Raw genomic sequence first — 17,655 nt, 5'->3', positions numbered from 1 at the left:
TGAACAGCGGGTGCCGCAAGATCGCTCAACGGCCCACCGCGTACCCCTGCATCCCCCTCGGGTTGGCGGCCGCCGACAGGATGCCGGTCCCCGGGTCGCGGGCCACCGCGCACAGGCGGCCCTCGGACCAGGCGGGGCCCACCGTGACGTCGTGGCCGCGGCGGCGCAGCTCCTCGATCACCTCCGGCTCTGTCCGGGACTCCAGGGTCACGCTGCCGGGGCGGCGCCCGCGGGGGTGGAAGGAGCTGGGGAAGCTGTCGGTGTGCCAGTTCGGGGCGTCGATGGCGCCCTGCAGGTCGAGGGCGCCGCGGACGGGGGCGCGCAGCGCCGCGGCGAGGAGGAAGTGCAGCTGCCACTGGTCCTGCTGATCGCCGCCGGGCGTGCCGAAGGCCAGGACCGGCACTCCGTCGCGCAGCGCGAGGGACGGGGTGAGGGTGGTGCGGGGGCGGCGGCCGGGGGTGAGGGAGTTCGGCAACCCCTCCTCCAGCCAGGTCATCTGCAGGCGGGTGCCGAGCGGGAAGCCGAGTTCGGGCACGACCGGGTTGGACTGCAGCCAGCCGCCGCTGGGGGTGGCCGCGACCATGTTGCCCCAGCGGTCGACGACGTCCAGGTGGCAGGTGTCGCCGCGGGTCGTGCCGTCGGCGGCCACGTGCGGTTCCCCGGGGAGCCGCGCGACGGTCGGCTCGCCCGCGCCCATCGGGTCGAAGGCGCGGTCGCCGGTCTCCACGCGCGCGTGTGCCTGTGCGGGCAGCCGCGGGACGCGTCCGCCGGGACTGCCCGGCCGCAGCTCGAAGGAGGCCTCGGCGCCGATCAGGGCCCGCCGGCCGGCGTTGTAGTCGTCCGACAGCAGCTCGGTGAGGGGCACCTCGGCGGCGTCCCCGTACCAGGCCTCGCGGTCGGCCATGGCGAGCTTGCAGCCCTCGACCAGCAGGTGGACGTAGTCGGCGGAGCCGTACGCGGGCAGCTGAGGCGGGAGCAGGGCGAGCTGCTGGAGCAGGACGGGGCCCTGGCTCCAGGGGCCGGCCTTGCACACGGTCCAGCCGTTCCAGTCGTAGGTCACCGGGGCCTCGTAGGTGGCCGACCAGCCGGCGAGGTCGGCCTCGGTGAGCGTGCCGGTGTGGCGTGCGCCGCTGGTGTCCGTCGTGGGCCGCCGGGACTGCCGTACGAGCGCCTCGGCGATGAAGCCGGTGCGCCACACCGCGCGCGCGGCGTCGATCCGCGCCTCCCGGTCCCCGCTGCCCGCGGTCTCGGCCAGCAGCCGCTTCCAGGTGGCGGCGAGGGCGGGGTTGCAGAAGCGCTCACCGGGCCGGGGGGACCGCCCGCCGGGCAGGTAGACCTGTGCCGACGAGGTCCACTCCGTCTCGAACAGCTCCCGTACGCTCTCCACGGTCGCGCCGAGCTTCTCCACGGGCGGGTGCCCGTGCTCGGCGTAGCCGATGGCGTACTTCAGGACGTCGCCCAGGGACTTCGTGCCGTGGTCGCGCAGGAGGAGCAGCCAGGCGTCGAAGGCGCCGGGCACGGCGGCGGCGAGCGGCCCGGTGCCGGGGACGAGGTCCAGCCCGAGCCCGCGGTGGTGCGCGACCGTGGCGCCCGCCGGGGCCACGCCCTGCCCGCACAGCACCTGTACCGCGCCGCCGGCCGGGGCGAGCAGGATCGGCACCTCACCGGCCGGCCCGTTCAGGTGCGGCTCCACCACGTGCAGCACGAACGCCCCCGCGACGGCGGCGTCGAAGGCGTTGCCGCCGTCCTCCAGGACCGCCAGCGCCGACTGCGAGGCCAGCCAGTGGGTGGAGGACACCATGCCGAAGGTGCCCTGCAGGGTGGGCCGGGTGGTGAACACGGGCGTCGTCTCCTCGGCTCGGGTGCATCGGGCGCGGCTGCCCCTTCCGGGTGATCGTACGAGCGTGATCACCGTCCGGGGAACACGGCGGCGACCCGCGGCGTTGATCTCGTGCGGCAGCGGAACGGAAGGACCGGGCGGTGCACGGTGAGTACAAGGTGCCCGGCGGCAAGCTCGTCGTCGTGGACGTCGAGGCCGAGGGCGGCGTGCTGCGGCACGTGCGCGTGGCGGGCGATTTCTTCCTGGAGCCGGACGAGGCGCTGGACGCGATGAACGGCGCGCTGGAGGGCGCCGCGGCGGACACCGACGCGGCGGGGCTGGCCGCGCGGATCGAGGCGGCGCTGCCCGCGGGGACCGTGATGTACGGGCTGACGGCGGAGGGAGTGGGGATCGCGGTGCGCCGCGCCCTGGCGCGCGCCACGGACTGGACGGACTACGACTGGCAGCTGATCCACGAGGCCCCGCAGCCGCCCGCACTGCACATGGCGCTGGACGAGGTGCTGACGGCCGAGGTGGCCGCGGGCCGCCGGCCCCCGACGCTGCGGGTGTGGGAGTGGGGCGCCCCGTCGGTGATCATCGGCAGCTTCCAGTCGCTGCGCAACGAGGTGGACCCGGAGGGCGCCGCCCGGCACGGCATCGAGGTGGTGCGGCGGATCTCCGGCGGCGGCGCGATGTTCGTGGAGCCCGGCAACACGATCACCTACTCGCTGTCCGTGCCCGAGTCCCTCGTGCAGGGCCTGTCCTTCCAGGACAGCTACGCCTATCTGGACGACTGGGTGCTGGGCGCCCTCGGCGACATGGGCATCCGGGCCTGGTACCAGCCGCTGAACGACATCGCGACCGACCAGGGCAAGATCGCGGGAGCGGCGCAGAAGCGGATCGTCGGCCCGGGCGGCGGCCCGGGAGCGGTGCTGCACCACGTGACGATGTCGTACGACATCGACGCCGACAAGATGACCGAGGTGCTGCGCATCGGGCGGGAGAAGCTGTCCGACAAGGGCACGACCAGCGCGAAGAAGCGGGTCGATCCGCTGCGGCGGCAGACCGGGCTGCCGCGCGAGGCGGTCATCGAGCGGATGATCGCGTCGTTCCGGGCGCGGTACGGCCTCGTCCGGGGCGGGATCACGGACGGGGAGCTGGCGCGGGCGCAGGAGCTCGCGCGGACCAAGTTCGGCTCCCCGGAGTGGACGGCGCGGGTGCCGTAGCGGCCGGCCCGGCCGCAGCCCCCGGTTCAGCAACAGGTCAAGGGCTGGCCTGCGCTCGGCCAAGCGGTCGTATGAGTTCCGTGTACGGGCGCAACTCCACCCCGACATAGCCGGATTTGCCCTCTTGACCGGTGGCTACCGTGGTCGGGCCTTGTCGACCACGCGAGCACGGGGAAGAGGTGACGGCGGTGGGCGCGCCGATACGTTCACGCCTGTCCGATCTCGTCGAGCCGGACCCGCCGGGACGAGACGTCCCCAAACCGGCCGGACAGCCGCACCGATCGGCGCTGCACGACCTCGTGCAGGCCGCGCCGCCCCCACGCCCGGCCGCGGACGACGGGCCCGGGCCCAGGCCGGGTGTGCCCGCCTATCACACGCCGGTGTGCGTGCCGGCGCATCCGAGGTCCGTCGCGTCCACGGGCCGGGGCGGCCGCCCCGCGCGCGTGCCCTTCGTCATGTTCGAGCTGTTCGAGCATCCCGCCCACGGCACCGTGGCCTTCGCGTTCACGACGCCGCGGAAGCTGGCGGACGCGCTGGGCGAGGCACAGCCGTGGGTCGCCGCCTCGCTCGGCCCGCTCGTGGAGGGCGTGCGCGAACAGGGCGTCACCGTGCTCCTCGACCCGCAGGCGAGGCCGGACGAACCCCACTGGCGGCCGGCACAACTGGCCGCGTACGCACGGGAGGTACGCGGGTGAGCGACTTCAAGGCGGTCTACGACGACCTCGCCACCATGGCGAAGACCTTCCACGACCAGGCGGGTCACTACCGCACGCTGCACCCGGACGTGGCACCGGCCGTCGTCAGCGGTGGCGACGCCGGACTGGACGCGGCGATCAAGGAGGTCGCGGACCTCATCATCGCCCTGCACACCGGCATGGCCGACCGCATGGACGACCACGGGGACAAGGTCGCGTACGCGCGGGACTCCTTCCACCGGCACGACGTGGACGTCCACGGCGCCTTCGAGGATCTGATGGGGTGAGAGCCGATGGGTGACAGCTGGGTCGGCGGCGACATCGGCGGACTGCGCACGATGGCCGAGACGTACAAGAACGCCAAGGACAAGCTCGACGGGGTGGTCAAGCCGCTCAGCGGCACCGTCGACAAGCTGGTCGGCGACGCGGGCTGGAAGGGCGAGGCGGCCGAGACCTTCCGCGCCAGGTGGAGCGAGGACGCGCTGGCGGCCGGCGGCTTCGCCGAACTGGTGCACGCGGCGGGCGAGATCCTCGAGACGCTCGCGGGCGCGCTGTCCACGTGCGAGACGTCCCTGCAGAACGCGGAGCACATCGCGGCCCGCAAGGGCGTCGCGACGGACGCCAAGGGTGCGCCGGTCCCGATCATGACGGCGGATCCGCCGAGCGCGGACGACCGGAAGACCATCTCCGCGATGGACGACTACGCCACCGCGCGCAACGAGATCCTGCACACCGCCCAGCACGCGCGGCTGGTGGCGGCGCAGCAGTTGCAGGGGCTGTACGACAAGGTGACGTCGAAGGACGGGTCGGTCTCCCCCGGCGACAGGATCACCCTGTACGACGCGCTGCGCGGCCTGTACGCGTACGACGCCGAGGACGCCCGCGCCGGGGGCATCGAGGCCCGCAAGCACCTCGACGCGGCCAAGGCGGAGGCACAGGCCGCCAAGAAGGAACTCCGCGCGGAGCGCAAGGCGTTCCAGAAGGCCGGCAAGGCGCTGCCCGAGGACCTGCCCGCCAAGAGCGCCTACCGCGACGCGGTCACCAAGGTCGACGGGCTGGAGGAGGACATCGCGCGCGCCGACAACGGCAGCACCAAACTGCCGTACGACCGTGCCCTGAACGTCAAGCTGGCGGACGCCGCGGACGCCCTGCGCCTGGGCAAGGGGCTGGAGGCGCTGCCGGACGCCCTGAAGGAGATTCCGGTGCTGGACGTCGCCGCGGCGGCGGCCTGCGGTCTGATCGAGGCGAAGGACGACCACGACAAGGGCTGGTCCTGGCAGCACTCCGTCGCCGTCGACGGCGGGGTCGCCCTCGGCGGCCTGGCGGCCGGTGCGGCGATCACGGCGGCCCTGCCCGTCGAGGGTGCGGTCGCCGTCGCGGCGGTCGGGGTCGGCTCGGTGGTCGTCGCGACCTCCGTGCTCGACCACGCCTTTCACGAGCACTGGAGCGAGGACATCCACGACCACGGGGTGGTCGGCGGCGTGTGGACGGGCACCGAGCACGTCGCCTCGGAGACCGTCGACGACGGAAAGCGACTGGCAAAGGATGTCTGGCATGGCGTCACAAGCATCTTCTGAGGCACCGGCCCCCGGATTCACCGTTCCCGTCCCCGCCCTGCCGAAGCTGGGACGCACCTGGTACCGGCGCGGTGTGCCCTACTGGCTGTGCCGCGTACGGACCACGGCCTTCCTCGTGATCGTCATGGCCATGTTCGGCCTCTTCGCGGTGAGTCTGTACCTGGGGTTCCGCGACCTGCTGCCGTCCACCGTCCGCGTCGTGTGCGACGGCGTACAGGTGGCCGCGTCGGTCGTGACCCTGGTGTGGGGGTGGTTCGCGCAGCGCAGGAGCCACCGCGAAGAGATGCTGGATCCCCCCACTCCGGACCAGGTCCGCCAGGCGAAACGCGACCGGGCGAGGCGCGTCCCGGGCCGGATCGCCCTGGGGCGCGGGCTCGTTCTCCTCGCCGCTCCGGTCATGCCGGCGTTCGCGGCATGGATCGTCGGCCGGCTGCTCGCCTGGACCACCGTCCGCGAATACCCCAGCGAGGTCGGCGCCCGGCGCTGGCTGGAGCAGCACAGGTCCGGGGCATGACGGCGACCGCGACTCCCGTCGAGATCCCGTCCTTGCAGGGTCTCGGCACCACCTGGTACCGGCGTGGCCCGCGCTACTGGGTGCGCCGCAGCCTCAGCGCCCTCTTCCTGCTCACCGTCCTGGCCTTCTTCTGCTACATCGCGCTGACTCTCTACCTGGGCGTCCCCCGCAGCGACCTGCCGCCGGGGGTGCGCCGGGTCTGGGACGCCGTGCAGACGGGCGCATCCTGCGTGACCCTGGTCCAGGGGTGGGTCAGGCAGCGCCGGGACCACCGCGGACGACTGCTGGATCCGCCCGCGCCCGACGCGTTCCGCGCGGCGAAGCGGGCCGAGGCCGGCCGCGCCCGGTACTGGTCCCGCGCCGGACTCGTCCCCCTGCTGCTCGCGGCGCCGGTCCTGCCCGCGCTCGCCGCATGGTGCGTCGGCTGGTTCGCCGCGATGCTCACCGTCCGCGCGTACCCGAGTGAAGTCGGCGCCCGCCGCTGGCTGGAGGCACATAACGGGCAGAGCAGTACGTCATGAACGCGCCCCCGTGACCGCGCGGCCACGCTGCGAGTTTCCGCTTCCGCCCACAGGGAGTCGTGTGACACTGTCGTCCCACGTCCACCCCGCGGACCCCTTCCGTACCCCCTCCCCCACGAGAAGTGCGCCGTGCCCTCCCTTCCTCTGCCGCTCGCCCTCACCGTGCGACTGACGCCGGTCGTGGTCCTCGCCTGTGCCGGCTGGTCGCTCTCGTCCGGCCCGGCGGCGTCGCCGGCGGCCGCCGGGCACCGTACGGACCAGAAGACGTCCACCCAGTCGTCCTCCTCCACCTCGTCCTCCTCCGGCCCGTCGTCCACCGCGGCGGCGAAGGCGTACAGCAGCGCGCCGTCCCCCTGCCCCAGCGTGCCCGCGGCGACCGTCAAGTCCCTGGTGCCCGGGGCGAAGACGGCGGGCAAGGAGATCCCGTCGACGGACACCGATCTGCGCCGCACCTGCTCCTGGAACGCGCTGGACGGCTACGACTACCGCTGGCTCGACGTGTCCTTCGAGGTCGCCGCCTCCGACCAGGAGGCGGAGAAGGAGTACCAGCAGCGGGTCACCGAGAAGAGCGGCGGCGGAGCCGTGCCCGGACTCGGGGACAGCGCCTACTCCGTCGTGAACCTCACCACCGAGGACAAGCAGCAGACCCGCGAGGGCGTGGTGATGGCCCGCGTCTCCAACGCGCTGGTGATCGTCACCTACAACGGCAGCGACTTCGAGACCAAGAAGGCGCCGAGCACGGACGAGATCAACAAGGGTGCCATCAAGGCGGCGCGGGCCGCGGTGTCGGCGCTGGGGGGCGGCACGTCCGGCTGACCGCCGCCCCCTGCGTGCCCTAGACGGCGGCGGCCTCCCTGCGGCCGGTCAGCAGGGTGAGGGCCAGGTACAGCACCAGGGAGGTGCCGAGGCCGACCGCCCAGCCGTAGTCCGCGAGGGGGGCCAGGGCGGGGATCGGGCGGCCGTCGATCAGCGGCTCGAATCCGGCACCGCCGACGGCGAGGACACCGCCCGCGAGGAAGGCGACGACGGCCCGCCAGTTCCAGCCGCCCGCGTACCAGTACCGGCCGCCGGTGCGGTAGAGGTCGGCCAGGTCGAGCCGGGTGCGGCGCAGGATCCAGTAGTCGGCGACGAGGATGCCCGCGACCGTGCCGAGCAGTCCGCCGACCAGGCCGAGCCAGGTGAAGATGTAGCCCTGCGGGTCGGAGTACAGCTTCCACGGGAAGATCAGCACGGCGAGAACGGCGGTGATCAGGGCGCCGGTGCGGAAACTCACCTTCCGCGGCGCCACGTTGGAGAAGTCGAAGGCCGGGGAGACCAGGTTGGCCGCGATGTTCACCGAGAGGGTGGCCACCAGGACGGTGACGAGGGCGTAGAGCAGGCCCACCACGTTGTCCGTCTTCGCCGCCAGCTGCACCGGGTCCCAGACCGGTTTTCCGTACACCGCCTGCGAGCCGGAGGTGACCAGGACCGACAGGAACGCGAACAGGGTCATCGTGGTCGGCAGGCCGAGGGCCTGGCCCCGGGTCTGCGCCTTCTGGCTCCTGCCGTAGCGGGTGAAGTCGGGGATGTTCAGCGACAGCGTGGACCAGAAACCGATCATGCCCATCAGAGAGGGCCAGAACAGCTTCCAGAACTCGCCGCCCCAGCCCAGCTTCGAGGGCTGGTCGAAGAGCGGGCCGACGCCGCCGGCCTTGCCGCTCATCCAGGCCAGCATCACCAGCGCGCCGACGATCACGAACGGCGCGGCCCAGTTCTCGAACCGGCGGATGGTCTCCATGCCGCGGTGGATGACGGCGACCTGGATCACCCAGAAGATCGCGAACGACAGCCACATGGTCCAGGCGTGGCCGCCGACGTGCGCCGCGTTCGACCAGCCGTCACCGATCAGCTTGCCGGCGAGGAAGTAGATCGCCTCGCCGCCGATCCAGGTCTGGATGCCGAACCAGCCGCACGCCACCAACGCCCGCACCACGGCGGGCAGGTTGGCGCCGCGTATGCCGAAGGAGGCGCGGGCGAAGACGGGGAAGGGAATCCCGTACTTGGGGCCCGCGTGCCCGGTCAGGAGCATCGGCACCAGCACGACGAGGTTGGCGAGGGCGATGGTGAACACGGCCTGCTTCCAGTCCATGCCCACCGCGATCAGCCCTGAGGCCAGGGTCCAGGAGGCGGTGTTGTGGGCCATGCCGACCCACAGCGCGGAGAAGTTGTACGTCGTCCAGGTGCGCTGCGCCACCGGGACGGGGAGCAGGTCGTCGTTGGCGTACGGGCCGCTGGGCGGCGGTGTTCCGGGGGCGAGTTCCACGCGCCCGTCGGGCAGGGTGACTTGGCCGGAGTGGGGTATGGCCGTGGGAGCGGTGTCGGTCATGGGCTGGCCAATCGGGGAGAGGGATCGGGAACGGCCGTTGCGGGCACCAGCCCCCTCCCCGGGACGGCGGGGAGGGGAGACCAGGAGGGGCGTGGGGGGCTCTCGAACTCGTACGCGGGGTCAGGAGTTGACGGCGGGGATCACCTGGCTGCCGTAGGCGTCGATGGTGGCCTCCTGCGCGTCGTGCATGTCGTACACCGCGAACTGGTCGACGCCCAGCGCGCGCAGCGCCTTCAGCTTCTCGACGTGTTGCGCGGGCGGGCCGATGACGCAGAACCGGTCGACGATCTCGTCCGGCACGAACCGGGTGTCCGGGTTGCCGCTGCGCCCGTGGTGGGAGTAGTCGTAGCCCTGGCGGGCCTTGATGTACTCGGTGAGTTCCTCGGGGACCTGGGCGGAGTGCTCGCCGTACCGGGCGACCAGGTCGGCGACGTGGTTGCCGACCATGCCGCCGAACCAGCGGCACTGCTCACGGGCGTGGGCGAGCGCCTCGGGCGAGTCGTCCTCGGTGACGTAGGCGGGGGCGGCGACGCAGACGGTGACCTCCGACGGGTCGCGTCCGGCGGCGACCGCGGCGGCCTTGACGGCCTTGACCATGTACTCGGTCAGATACAGGTCGGACAGCTGGAGGATGAAGCCGTCGGCCTCCTCGCCGGTCATCTTCAGCGCCTTCGGACCGTACGCGGCCATCCAGACGGGGAGTTCGGCACCCTCCCTGATCCACGGGAACCGGATCTTCGTGCCGCCGAGGTCGGCCTCCTCGCCCCGGCCGAGGGCGCGGATGACCTTCATCGCCTCGCTGATCCGGGCGAGGGTGTTGGGTGTGCGGCCGGCGACCCGCATCGCCGAGTCGCCGCGGCCGATGCCGCAGACGGTGCGGTTGCCGAACATGTCGTTGAGGGTGGCGAAGGTGGAGGCGGTGACCTCCCAGGTGCGGGTGCCCGGGTTGGTGACCATCGGGCCGACCTTCAGCTTCGTGGTGTTCGCGAGGATCTGGCTGTAGATCACGAACGGCTCCTGCCAGAGCACGGCGGAGTCGAAGGTCCAGCCGTAGCGGAAGCCGTTGCGCTCGGCCCGCTTCATCAGGCTGACGACACGGGAGGCCGGCGGGTCGGTCTGCAGGACGAGTCCGAAGTCCATGGTGGACGCTCCTAGTCGAGGTACTGGCAGGTGGAGCGCGGGGTGAAGACGCCGTGCCCGGCGCGTCCGGTGTACTCCCGCCGGTCGATGACGACCTCGCCGCGCGAGAGGACCGTCTCCACGCGGCCGGTGACCCGTTTGCCCTCGTACGCCGAGTAGTCGACGTTCATGTGGTGGGTCGCGGCGGAGATCACCTGCTCGGCGTGCGGGTCGTAGACCACCACGTCCGCGTCGGCGCCCGGCGCGAGGGTGCCCTTCTTCGGGTAGAGGCCGAACATGCGGGCCGGGGTGGCGCAGGCGATCTCGATCCAGCGGCGCCGGGTGAGGTGCCCGTCGACGACGGCCTGGTGGAGCAGGTCCATGCGGTTCTCCACCCCGGGCAGGCCGTTGGGGATCTTGGAGAAGTCGCCGCGGCCCAGCTCCTTCTGGCCGGTGAAGCAGAAGGGGCAGTGGTCGGTGGAGACCACCTGGAGGTCATTGGTGCGCAGGCCCTTCCACAGCGCGGCCTGGTGCTCCCTGGGCCTGAGCGGCGTGCTGCACACGTACTTCGCGCCCTCGAAGTCCGGCTCGGCGAGATTGTCGGTGGACAGGAACAGGTACTGCGGACAGGTCTCGCCGAAGACGGGTAGCCCGTCGTCCCGGGCGCGGGCCAGCTCTGCCACCGCCTCCGCGGCCGAGACGTGCACGACGTACAGCGGGGCGCCGGCGACCTGGGCGAGCCGGATGGCGCGGTGCGTGGCCTCGGCCTCCAGCAGGGCCTTGCGGACCTCGCCGTGGTGGCGCGGGTCGGTCTCGCCCCGGGCGAGGGCCTGTTCGACCAGGACGTCGATGGCGATGCCGTTCTCGGCGTGCATCATGATCAGCCCGCCGTTCTCGGCGGCGCGCTGCATGGCGCGCAGGATCTGCCCGTCGTCGCTGTAGAAGACGCCGGGGTAGGCCATGAACTGCTTGAAGGAGGTGACGCCCTCCTCCACCAGCAGGTCCATCTCCTTGAGCGTCTCCTGGTTCACATCGGAAACGATCATGTGGAAGGCGTAGTCGATCGCGCAGGTGCCCTCCGCCTTGGCGTGCCAGGCGTCCAGCCCCTCGCGCAGGGTGTGGCCGACGCTCTGGACGGCGAAGTCGACGATCGTGGTCGTACCGCCCCAGGCGGCGGCCCGGGTGCCGGTCTCGAAGGTGTCGGCGGCGGTGGTGCCGCCGAACGGCATCTCCATGTGGGTGTGGCCGTCGACGCCGCCCGGGATGACGTACTTGCCGGTGGCGTCGATGACCCTGTCGGCGGTGAACGCCCCGGCCGCGGGGGTGCCGGAGGCGGCGAGGGCGGCGATGCGGCCGTCCTCGATCAGCACGTCGGCGTGGACCTCGTCGGACGCGGTGATGACGAGACCACCGCGGATCACGGTACGGCTGCTCATGCTGCTCCCTCGGTCACTCGGTTCTGGTCAGGGTGCGGTCAGCGGTGTGTACGCCCCCGGCGCGCGGTCGCGGTAGAACTGCCAGCGGTCGCGGACCTCCCGGAGTCTGGCCAGGTCCAGGTCGCGTACGACGAGTTCGGTCTCCTTGTCGCTCGCGACCTCGCCGACGAACTGGGCCTCGGGGTCCACGAAGTAGGTGGTGCCGTAGAAGTCGTTGTCGCCCAGGTCCTCCACGCCGACCCGGTTGATCGCGCCGACGAAGTACTCGTTGGCGACGGCCGCCGCCGGCTGCTCCAGCTGCCACAGGTAGCGGGACAGGCCGCGGGAGGTGGCCGAGGGGTTGAAGACGATCTCGGCACCGGCGAGGCCGAGCGCCCGCCAGCCTTCCGGGAAGTGGCGGTCGTAGCAGATGTAGACGCCGATCCGGCCGACGGCGGTGTCGAAGACGGGCCAGCCGCTGTTGCCCGGGCGGAAGTAGAACTTCTCCCAGAATCCCTGCACCTGGGGGATGTGGGTCTTGCGGTACTTGCCGAGGTAGGAGCCGTCCGCGTCGATCACGGCGGCGGTGTTGTACAGGACGCCCGGCTGTTCCTCCTCGTACATCGGCAGGACGAGGACGATGCCCAGCTCGCGGGCGAGGCGCCGGAAGCGCTGGACGGTGGGCCCGTCGGGGATGCGCTCGGCGTACTCGTAGAACGCCTTGTCCTGGACCTGGCAGAAGTAGGGGCCGTAGAACAGCTCCTGGAAGCAGAGGACTTGGGCGCCCTGGGCGGCGGCGTCGCGGGCCGCCTGCTCGTGGACCTGGATCATGGATTCCTTGTCGCCGGTCCAGGCGGTCTGGAACAGGGCGGCACGGATCACTCGGCTCATCGAGGCCTCCGGTAGCTCGGTGTGCGGTGAGCGTAGAAAGCCCGGACGGCCGCCTCGACGGGCAGCGTGTCACGTCTGCGGGCGGTCGGCGTGCCACCGTGTCACGCGTTCGCTGGCCCATGTTTCACCGCCGTTTTTCCAAGTCGTCTCTTGTTTCACCGCTGTTGCGCGTCGTGCGCGAGGAGCGCGATGTGCACGGAGGCCGCCTGTTCGAAGTCGTCCAGGTCGACGCCGAGGCGGGCCTGTATCGCCTCCAGACGGCGGTAGAGGGCCGGCCGGGAGACGTGGTGGAGCTGGGCGGTGCGGGACTTGTTGCGGCCGGTCGCGAGGTAGGTCCGCAGGACGTTCAGCAGCTCCGCGTCGCCCTCGCCCAGCAGCCCGTCCAGCTCCCGCTCGGCGAACGACTGCACCTGCGGGTCGTCGCGGAGCAGCCGGACCAGCCCGCGCAAGTGGACGTCCCTGAGCCGGACCACGGCCGGCAGGTCGAGCGCGCCGGATGAGTCGGCGACGGCGTCGGCGACGTGCCGGGCCTCGCGCAGTCCGGCGGGCACGTCGTCCCAGGCGGTGCGCGGCGCGGCGGCGGCGACGACCGCGGTCGGCGCGCCGGTCTGGTCACGCAGCCGGGCCGCGAAGTGTCCGGTGAGCGCCTCGGCGTCCTGGTCCCGGGCGAGGCTGAGGAGGACGGCGGTGGCGCCGCCGGCCGGCTCCGCGACCAGCCCGGACAGCCCGAGCAGCCGCAGCAGCCGGTCGAGCCGGCCCGGCTGCGCGCCGGGGACGACGAGCGGGACGAAGGTCCGCCGGTTCACCGGCAGTCCGGCCGCGCGGGCCCGGGGCAGCAGCTGCCGGGCCGGTACGGCACCGGAGAGGAGGTCGGTCAGGAGGCTCTGCGCGGACTGTTCCTCCCAGCTCTGCGCACAGCCGCCGCCGAGCATGCGGTGCAGCACCAGCGCCTCGGCGGCCCGGTCGGCGAGGAGGCGCCCGCTGGCCGCGTCCCCCCGGTAGCCGCACAGCAGCAGCCGGCCCCACCGCTCCCCGCGGCCGCCCAGCTCGGCGCCGATCCAGCCGTCGCCGGCGCCGGCGCCGGCCTGCCGGGCGATCCGCTCCCAGTCGCGCAGCACGTCGTCCACCGCGGACCGCTCCCCGGCCGTGGCGAGGACGCGGTGGGCGAGGTTGGTGACGACGACCGGGCAGCCGCTGTGCACGGCGACTTCGTCGAGGAGCCGCCCGAGGGGGGCTCCGGCCGTGATGAGGCCGGTGAGGGCGGTCCGCACCGACTCCGAGAGGCTGACGGCGGCGAACTTCCGCCGTACCAGCCGGGACTGGACCTCCTCCGTCAACTCGGCGAACGGGGAGGGCCGATGGAGGACCACCAGGGGCAGATCGCAGCGGTCCGCCGCCCGCCGCATCGCGTCCGGGGGCGCGGGGAAGGCGCGGCCCAGGCCGAGGACGACGGCGGCGGCCTCGGCCCGGTGCAGCGACTGGATGTACTCGGCCTGCTTGGCCTCGTCGCCGGCGAGGAGCACTCCGGTGGTGAGCACCATCTCGCCGCCGCTGAGCATCACCCCGACGTCGGCGGCCTCGGCGACGTGCACCCAGCGCACCGCCCGGTCGAGCTGGCCGCGGCCGGCCACCACCTCGGGCTCCCCGGCGAGCACCCGTTCCAGGGTGAGCACCTGGCGGACGGAGAGGGCGGTTTCCCAGCCGTACCGGGACTCCAAGGTGGTGGTCATGGCCGTACACCCGTTCTCTAGTAGGTGCTCCTGAGGGCCCGTTCCAGGATCGCCGCGCCCTCCTCGGCCTCGGCGACGGTGAGCGACAGCGGCGGGGCGATGCGCAGGGCGCTGGTGTTGTGCCCGCCGCCCTTGCCGATGAGCAGCCCGCCCTCGCGGGCCGTCTCCAGCACGGTCGTGGCGGCCTGCGGGTCGGCCTCGTCGGTGCCGGGCCGGGTCAGCTCGATGCCGATCATCAGGCCGCGCCCGCGCACCTCGCGCACGCCGGGCAGCTGGGCGGCGACCGACCGGAGCCGTTCGATGAGCAGTCCGCCGACGCGGCGGGCATTGCCCTGCAGGTCGTGTTCGAGGAGGTAGGTGAGGTTGGCGAGGCCGGCGGCCATGGTGATCTGGGTGCCGCCGAACGTCGAGATGCTGTTGGAGTCCAGGCAGTTCATGATCTCGGCCCGGGCGATCACGCCGCCGATCGAGGCGCCGTTGCCGATGCCCTTGGCGAAGGTGACGAGGTCGGGCGGGCCGCTGCGGGCGTGCGCCTGCCAGCCCCAGAAGTGGTCGCCGGTGCGGCCCCAGCCGGTCTGCACCTCGTCGGCGATCCACAGCACGCCGTGTTCCTTCAGCACCTCGCGGAACGCGGCGTAGAGGCCGTCGGGCGGGGAGGTGAAGCCGCCGACGCCCTGGACGGGTTCGGCGATCAGCGCGGCGGGCGGCCGGGTGTGCCCGAGGACGTCCCTCAGGTCGGCGACACACGCGTCGATGAACGCGCGGTCGTCCAGCTCGGCGAACGGGCCCCGGGTGCGCACCCCGCCGTGGACGTACAGCGTCTGCAGCGGGGACAGCGAGGTCGGGGACCAGCCGCGGTTGCCGGTGATGCCGACGGTGCTGAAGGAGCGGCCGTGATAGCTGTTGCGCATCGCGAGGACGGTGTTGCTGCGCCGGTAGGTGGTGGCGAGCAGCAGAGCGGTGTCGTTGGCCTCGGTGCCGGAGGTGGTGAAGAAGACCCGGGCGTCGGGGATGCCGCTCACCTGGGCGATCCGCTCGGCGAGTTCGACCATCGGCCGGTTGAGGTAGAGGGTCGAGGAGTGCAGGATGCGCCCGGCCTGTTCGGCGACCGCCTTGGTCACCTCGGGCAGCGCGTGGGCGGTCGTCGTCGTCAGGATGCCGCCGAAGAAGTCCAGGTACTTGTTGCCGGCGGAGTCCCAGACGTGGCGGCCCTCGCCGTGGGTGATCTCGATCGGCTCGTCGTAGTAGAGGGCGAGCCAGTCCGGGAGGACCTGGCGGTGGCGGGAGTACAGGTCGTTCACGGCTGCACCAGCCCTTCGTAGGCGTCGGGGCGGCGGTCACGGTAGAAGGCCCACTGCTGCCGCACGTTCTCGATGAGGTCGAAGTCGAGGTCGCGGACGAGGAGTTCCTCGGTCTTGTCGCTCGCCGGCTCGCCCACGAACTGTCCGCGCGGATCGACGAAGTAGCTCGTGCCGTAGAAGTCGTTGTCGCCGTACTCCTCCTTGCCGATCCGGTTGATGGCGGCGACGAAGTACTCGTTGGCGACGGCCGCGGCGGGCTGCTCGAGCTGCCAGAGGTAGGCGGACAGGCCGCGGTGGGTGGCGGACGGGTTGTAGACCAGCTGGGCGCCGTTGAGGCCGAGTTGCCGCCAGCCCTCCGGGAAGTGCCGGTCGTAGCAGATGTAGACGCCGACCTTGCCGACGGCGGTGTCGAAGACCGGCCAGCCGAGGTTGCCGGGTTTGAAGTAGTACTTCTCCCAGAAGCCCTTCACCTGCGGGATGTGGTGCTTGCGGTACTTGCCGAGGTAGCTTCCGTCGGCGTCGATCACGGCGGCGGTGTTGTAGTAGAAACCGGACTGCTCGACCTCGAAGACCGGTACGACGATCACCATGCCGGTCTCGCGGGCGAGGTCCCGCATCCGGCGGACGGTCGGCCCGTCGGGCACCGGCTCGGCCCAGCGGTAGTGCTCGGGCTCCTGGACCTGGCAGAAGTAGGGGGCGTTGAAGACTTCCTGGAAACCGATGATCCTCGCGCCCCGGCGGGCCGCCTCGCGGGCGTGCTCCTCGTGTTTCGCCACCATGGACTCGGTGTCGCCGGTCCAGGTCGCCTGGACCAGTGCGGCTCGTACGACGTTGGCCATGAGCTGCTCCTTCGACGGGACGTCAGAGCCTCTACGCCCGTAGAACAGGCCGTAGAGGGACGAACGTAAGCCTCCGCGCGGCCCTTGCCAAGACCATCGTCGTCAACCCGCGGAGTCGATCATGTTTCGCACTCCTGTGGGTGAGCCGACGGGCCGGCGGAGACGCCGGAACCGGGACACATCGGGACGACATTATCCGGCGCCGGTCACGTCGCGTGCCCGGCGACTCGCAGTGCGTGCACGAGGTCCCAGTGGCGTTCGTCGGAGACGGCGCGGGCGGCCTCCAGCAGCAGGGGCACCAGCCGCCGCGGATCGGCCGCGGCACTGCGCGCGGCCTCCTCGGGCGCACGGACCCGGACGTAGGCGTCCAGCAGCGTTCGCACCTCGTCCCGCCGTCCCGCGCCGTCCAGCCGCAGCACGGCGGCACCGATCCGCTCGGGCGGCCGGGCGACCCCCTGCCGCAGCATCTGCCGGCCGTCCTCCTGCCGCCCGGCCGAGGCCAGCGCGCCCGCGGCGGCCACCACCCGCTCCGCGGGCAGCGAGGCGGCCTCCCACAGCAGCGTCGCCCAGTCGGCGCCGAGCCCGGCCCGGTGCAGGGCGTCCGCGAGCAGCGGGAAGCGGGCGGCGGGCCACTGCGTGACCTCGACGAGCAGCGTGTGCGCCTCGCCGCTGCGCCCTTCGGCCCGCAACCGCCCCAGCCGGGCCACGGCCCGGCCGACGGCCTCCCGCGCCGCTTCCTCGGTCTCGCCCTCAGCCCCTCCCCCGACCCTGTCCGCCCCCACGGCGCCGGCCGCCCGCTCCGGCTCCCCCTCGGCCACACCTCCGGCGAACCGGGCCCCACGGGGCGTACGGCGCCCGTCGGCCACGTCCTGGGCCGGTACCGGCGCCTGCGGTACGACGAGGGGCGCCGTGTCGCTCTCGGCCATCCCGGCGAAACGCGCGCCGCCCCGGCGGCGCCTGCGAGGCTCGGCGGGGGCGGCAGTCGGCGGTGGCGCGCCGGCCCCGCCGGCCCGCCGCGCCACCTGCGCGCCAACTCCCCTCGGCCCCGGCACGTCCGCGGGGCGCCGGTGCAGCGCAGCCAACCGGTCGCGGAGTTCGGCACACCTTGCGGTGGCCCGCCCGTGGTCGTCGCGGGCCCAGGCGAGGTCGACGCGGAGCAACTCGGCCTCCTCGGCAGAGACCGGCGTGGACAGCAGGCGGCTCAGTTCCGCCTGGCGTTCGGCGGCGTAGCGCTGTTCGCGGAGCATGACGTCGAGCCGGTCGGCCAGGGCGTCCCGGGCGCCGGGCCGGGCGTCGTACGCGGTGAGCGCGGCCCGGTGCAGGGTGCGGGCCCGTTCCCGCTCGGCCGCCGCGGCGGCCGCGCCGTATGCCGCGCCGAGGTCCCGCAGCAGTGCCTCCACCACGTCCCACGGCGGGACTTCACACCCCTCCAGACAGGCTCGCATGCCCTCGGGGTCCCGCTGCCAGAAGACCCCGCTCCATCCTCCGCCCGGGTCGAGGCGGGCCAGCAGGCCGTCCAGGTAGCTCGCGAACTCGCTCATCGGATCGGGGAGTTGCCCCTCCGCCATCGTCCCGCTCCCGCCCGGCCGCCGGCACTGACGCCCAGCAGGCAACACCAGTCGTGTTACGGGCCTGCTACGCAG

The 17,655-nt window shown here is 72.6% G+C and carries 16 protein-coding genes; 7 read left to right on the top strand and 9 right to left on the bottom strand.

Annotated features, from left to right (window positions below):
• Positions 1 to 25: 25 nt before the first annotated feature.
• On the bottom strand, positions 26 to 1,840 hold the full coding sequence (locus ACIHEJ_RS10035) for a gamma-glutamyltransferase family protein (RefSeq protein WP_400133725.1): 1,815 nt from the start codon (positions 1,838 to 1,840) through the stop codon (positions 26 to 28).
• A gap of 140 nt (positions 1,841 to 1,980) precedes the next feature.
• On the opposite strand from ACIHEJ_RS10035, the gene ACIHEJ_RS10030 reads away from it, so the two are divergent.
• The 7 genes from ACIHEJ_RS10030 (at position 1,981) to ACIHEJ_RS10000 (ending at position 7,168) form a co-directional block, all read left to right on the top strand.
• Positions 1,981 to 3,045: a biotin/lipoate A/B protein ligase family protein gene (locus ACIHEJ_RS10030; protein ID WP_400133723.1), complete on the top strand. Its 1,065-nt coding sequence runs from the start codon at positions 1,981 to 1,983 to the stop codon at positions 3,043 to 3,045.
• A gap of 188 nt (positions 3,046 to 3,233) precedes the next feature.
• Entirely contained in the window at positions 3,234 to 3,740 is a 507-nt protein-coding gene (locus ACIHEJ_RS10025; RefSeq protein WP_400133721.1) for an SAV_915 family protein, read from the top strand.
• Positions 3,737 to 4,027 carry a DUF6317 family protein gene (locus ACIHEJ_RS10020; RefSeq protein WP_400133719.1) on the top strand — a complete coding sequence of 97 codons (291 nt, stop codon included), beginning with the start codon at positions 3,737 to 3,739 and terminating at the stop codon, positions 4,025 to 4,027. Before ACIHEJ_RS10025 ends, ACIHEJ_RS10020 begins: the two co-directional genes overlap by 4 nt.
• Positions 4,028 to 4,033: 6 nt before the next feature.
• On the top strand, positions 4,034 to 5,317 hold the full coding sequence (locus ACIHEJ_RS10015) for a WXG100 family type VII secretion target (RefSeq protein WP_400133718.1): 1,284 nt from the start codon (positions 4,034 to 4,036) through the stop codon (positions 5,315 to 5,317).
• Positions 5,295 to 5,831, top strand: a complete 537-nt coding sequence (locus tag ACIHEJ_RS10010; protein ID WP_400133716.1) for a hypothetical protein — start codon at positions 5,295 to 5,297, stop codon at positions 5,829 to 5,831. The genes ACIHEJ_RS10015 and ACIHEJ_RS10010 overlap by 23 nt, the downstream gene beginning before the upstream one ends.
• On the top strand, positions 5,828 to 6,352 hold the full coding sequence (locus tag ACIHEJ_RS10005; RefSeq protein WP_400133714.1) for a hypothetical protein: 525 nt from the start codon (positions 5,828 to 5,830) through the stop codon (positions 6,350 to 6,352). The genes ACIHEJ_RS10010 and ACIHEJ_RS10005 overlap by 4 nt, the downstream gene beginning before the upstream one ends.
• Positions 6,353 to 6,481: 129 nt before the next feature.
• Positions 6,482 to 7,168 carry a hypothetical protein gene (locus ACIHEJ_RS10000; protein ID WP_400133712.1) on the top strand — a complete coding sequence of 229 codons (687 nt, stop codon included), beginning with the start codon at positions 6,482 to 6,484 and terminating at the stop codon, positions 7,166 to 7,168.
• A 19-nt stretch (positions 7,169 to 7,187) separates the two neighbouring features.
• On the opposite strand, the gene ACIHEJ_RS09995 is transcribed toward ACIHEJ_RS10000, so the two are convergent.
• The 8 genes from ACIHEJ_RS09995 to ACIHEJ_RS09960 all read right to left on the bottom strand — a co-directional run bounded on the left by ACIHEJ_RS09995 (position 7,188) and on the right by ACIHEJ_RS09960 (position 17,580).
• Complete coding sequence (locus ACIHEJ_RS09995) at positions 7,188 to 8,717, bottom strand: NCS1 family nucleobase:cation symporter-1 (RefSeq protein WP_400133710.1); 1,530 nt, start codon at positions 8,715 to 8,717, stop codon at positions 7,188 to 7,190.
• Positions 8,718 to 8,837: 120 nt separating this feature from the next.
• Positions 8,838 to 9,857 carry a TIGR03842 family LLM class F420-dependent oxidoreductase gene (locus ACIHEJ_RS09990; RefSeq protein ID WP_400133708.1) on the bottom strand — a complete coding sequence of 340 codons (1,020 nt, stop codon included), beginning with the start codon at positions 9,855 to 9,857 and terminating at the stop codon, positions 8,838 to 8,840.
• Positions 9,858 to 9,868: 11 nt separating this feature from the next.
• On the bottom strand, positions 9,869 to 11,272 hold the full coding sequence (gene hydA / locus ACIHEJ_RS09985) for a dihydropyrimidinase (RefSeq protein ID WP_400133706.1): 1,404 nt from the start codon (positions 11,270 to 11,272) through the stop codon (positions 9,869 to 9,871).
• A 27-nt stretch (positions 11,273 to 11,299) separates the two neighbouring features.
• Complete coding sequence (locus ACIHEJ_RS09980) at positions 11,300 to 12,142, bottom strand: nitrilase-related carbon-nitrogen hydrolase (protein ID WP_400133704.1); 843 nt, start codon at positions 12,140 to 12,142, stop codon at positions 11,300 to 11,302.
• 155 nt (positions 12,143 to 12,297) lie between these two features.
• Positions 12,298 to 13,872: a PucR family transcriptional regulator gene (locus tag ACIHEJ_RS09975; protein ID WP_400133702.1), complete on the bottom strand. Its 1,575-nt coding sequence runs from the start codon at positions 13,870 to 13,872 to the stop codon at positions 12,298 to 12,300.
• Positions 13,873 to 13,889: 17 nt separating this feature from the next.
• Positions 13,890 to 15,173, bottom strand: coding sequence for an aspartate aminotransferase family protein (locus ACIHEJ_RS09970; RefSeq protein WP_400133700.1), 1,284 nt, complete (start codon positions 15,171 to 15,173; stop codon positions 13,890 to 13,892).
• On the bottom strand, positions 15,170 to 16,012 hold the full coding sequence (locus ACIHEJ_RS09965; protein WP_400133699.1) for a nitrilase-related carbon-nitrogen hydrolase: 843 nt from the start codon (positions 16,010 to 16,012) through the stop codon (positions 15,170 to 15,172). The genes ACIHEJ_RS09970 and ACIHEJ_RS09965 overlap by 4 nt, the downstream gene beginning before the upstream one ends.
• 206 nt (positions 16,013 to 16,218) lie before the next feature.
• The gene (locus tag ACIHEJ_RS09960; RefSeq protein WP_400133697.1) at positions 16,219 to 17,580 is read right to left on the bottom strand and encodes a hypothetical protein; all 1,362 of its coding nucleotides are present in this window, start codon (positions 17,578 to 17,580) and stop codon (positions 16,219 to 16,221) included.
• Positions 17,581 to 17,655: the final 75 nt, after the last annotated feature.

Origin of the sequence: Streptomyces sp. NPDC052301, assembly GCF_044593395.1 — a bacterium.
Lineage (GTDB): Bacteria > Actinomycetota > Actinomycetes > Streptomycetales > Streptomycetaceae > Streptomyces.
This window is presented reverse-complemented; position numbering and strand designations above follow the sequence as displayed.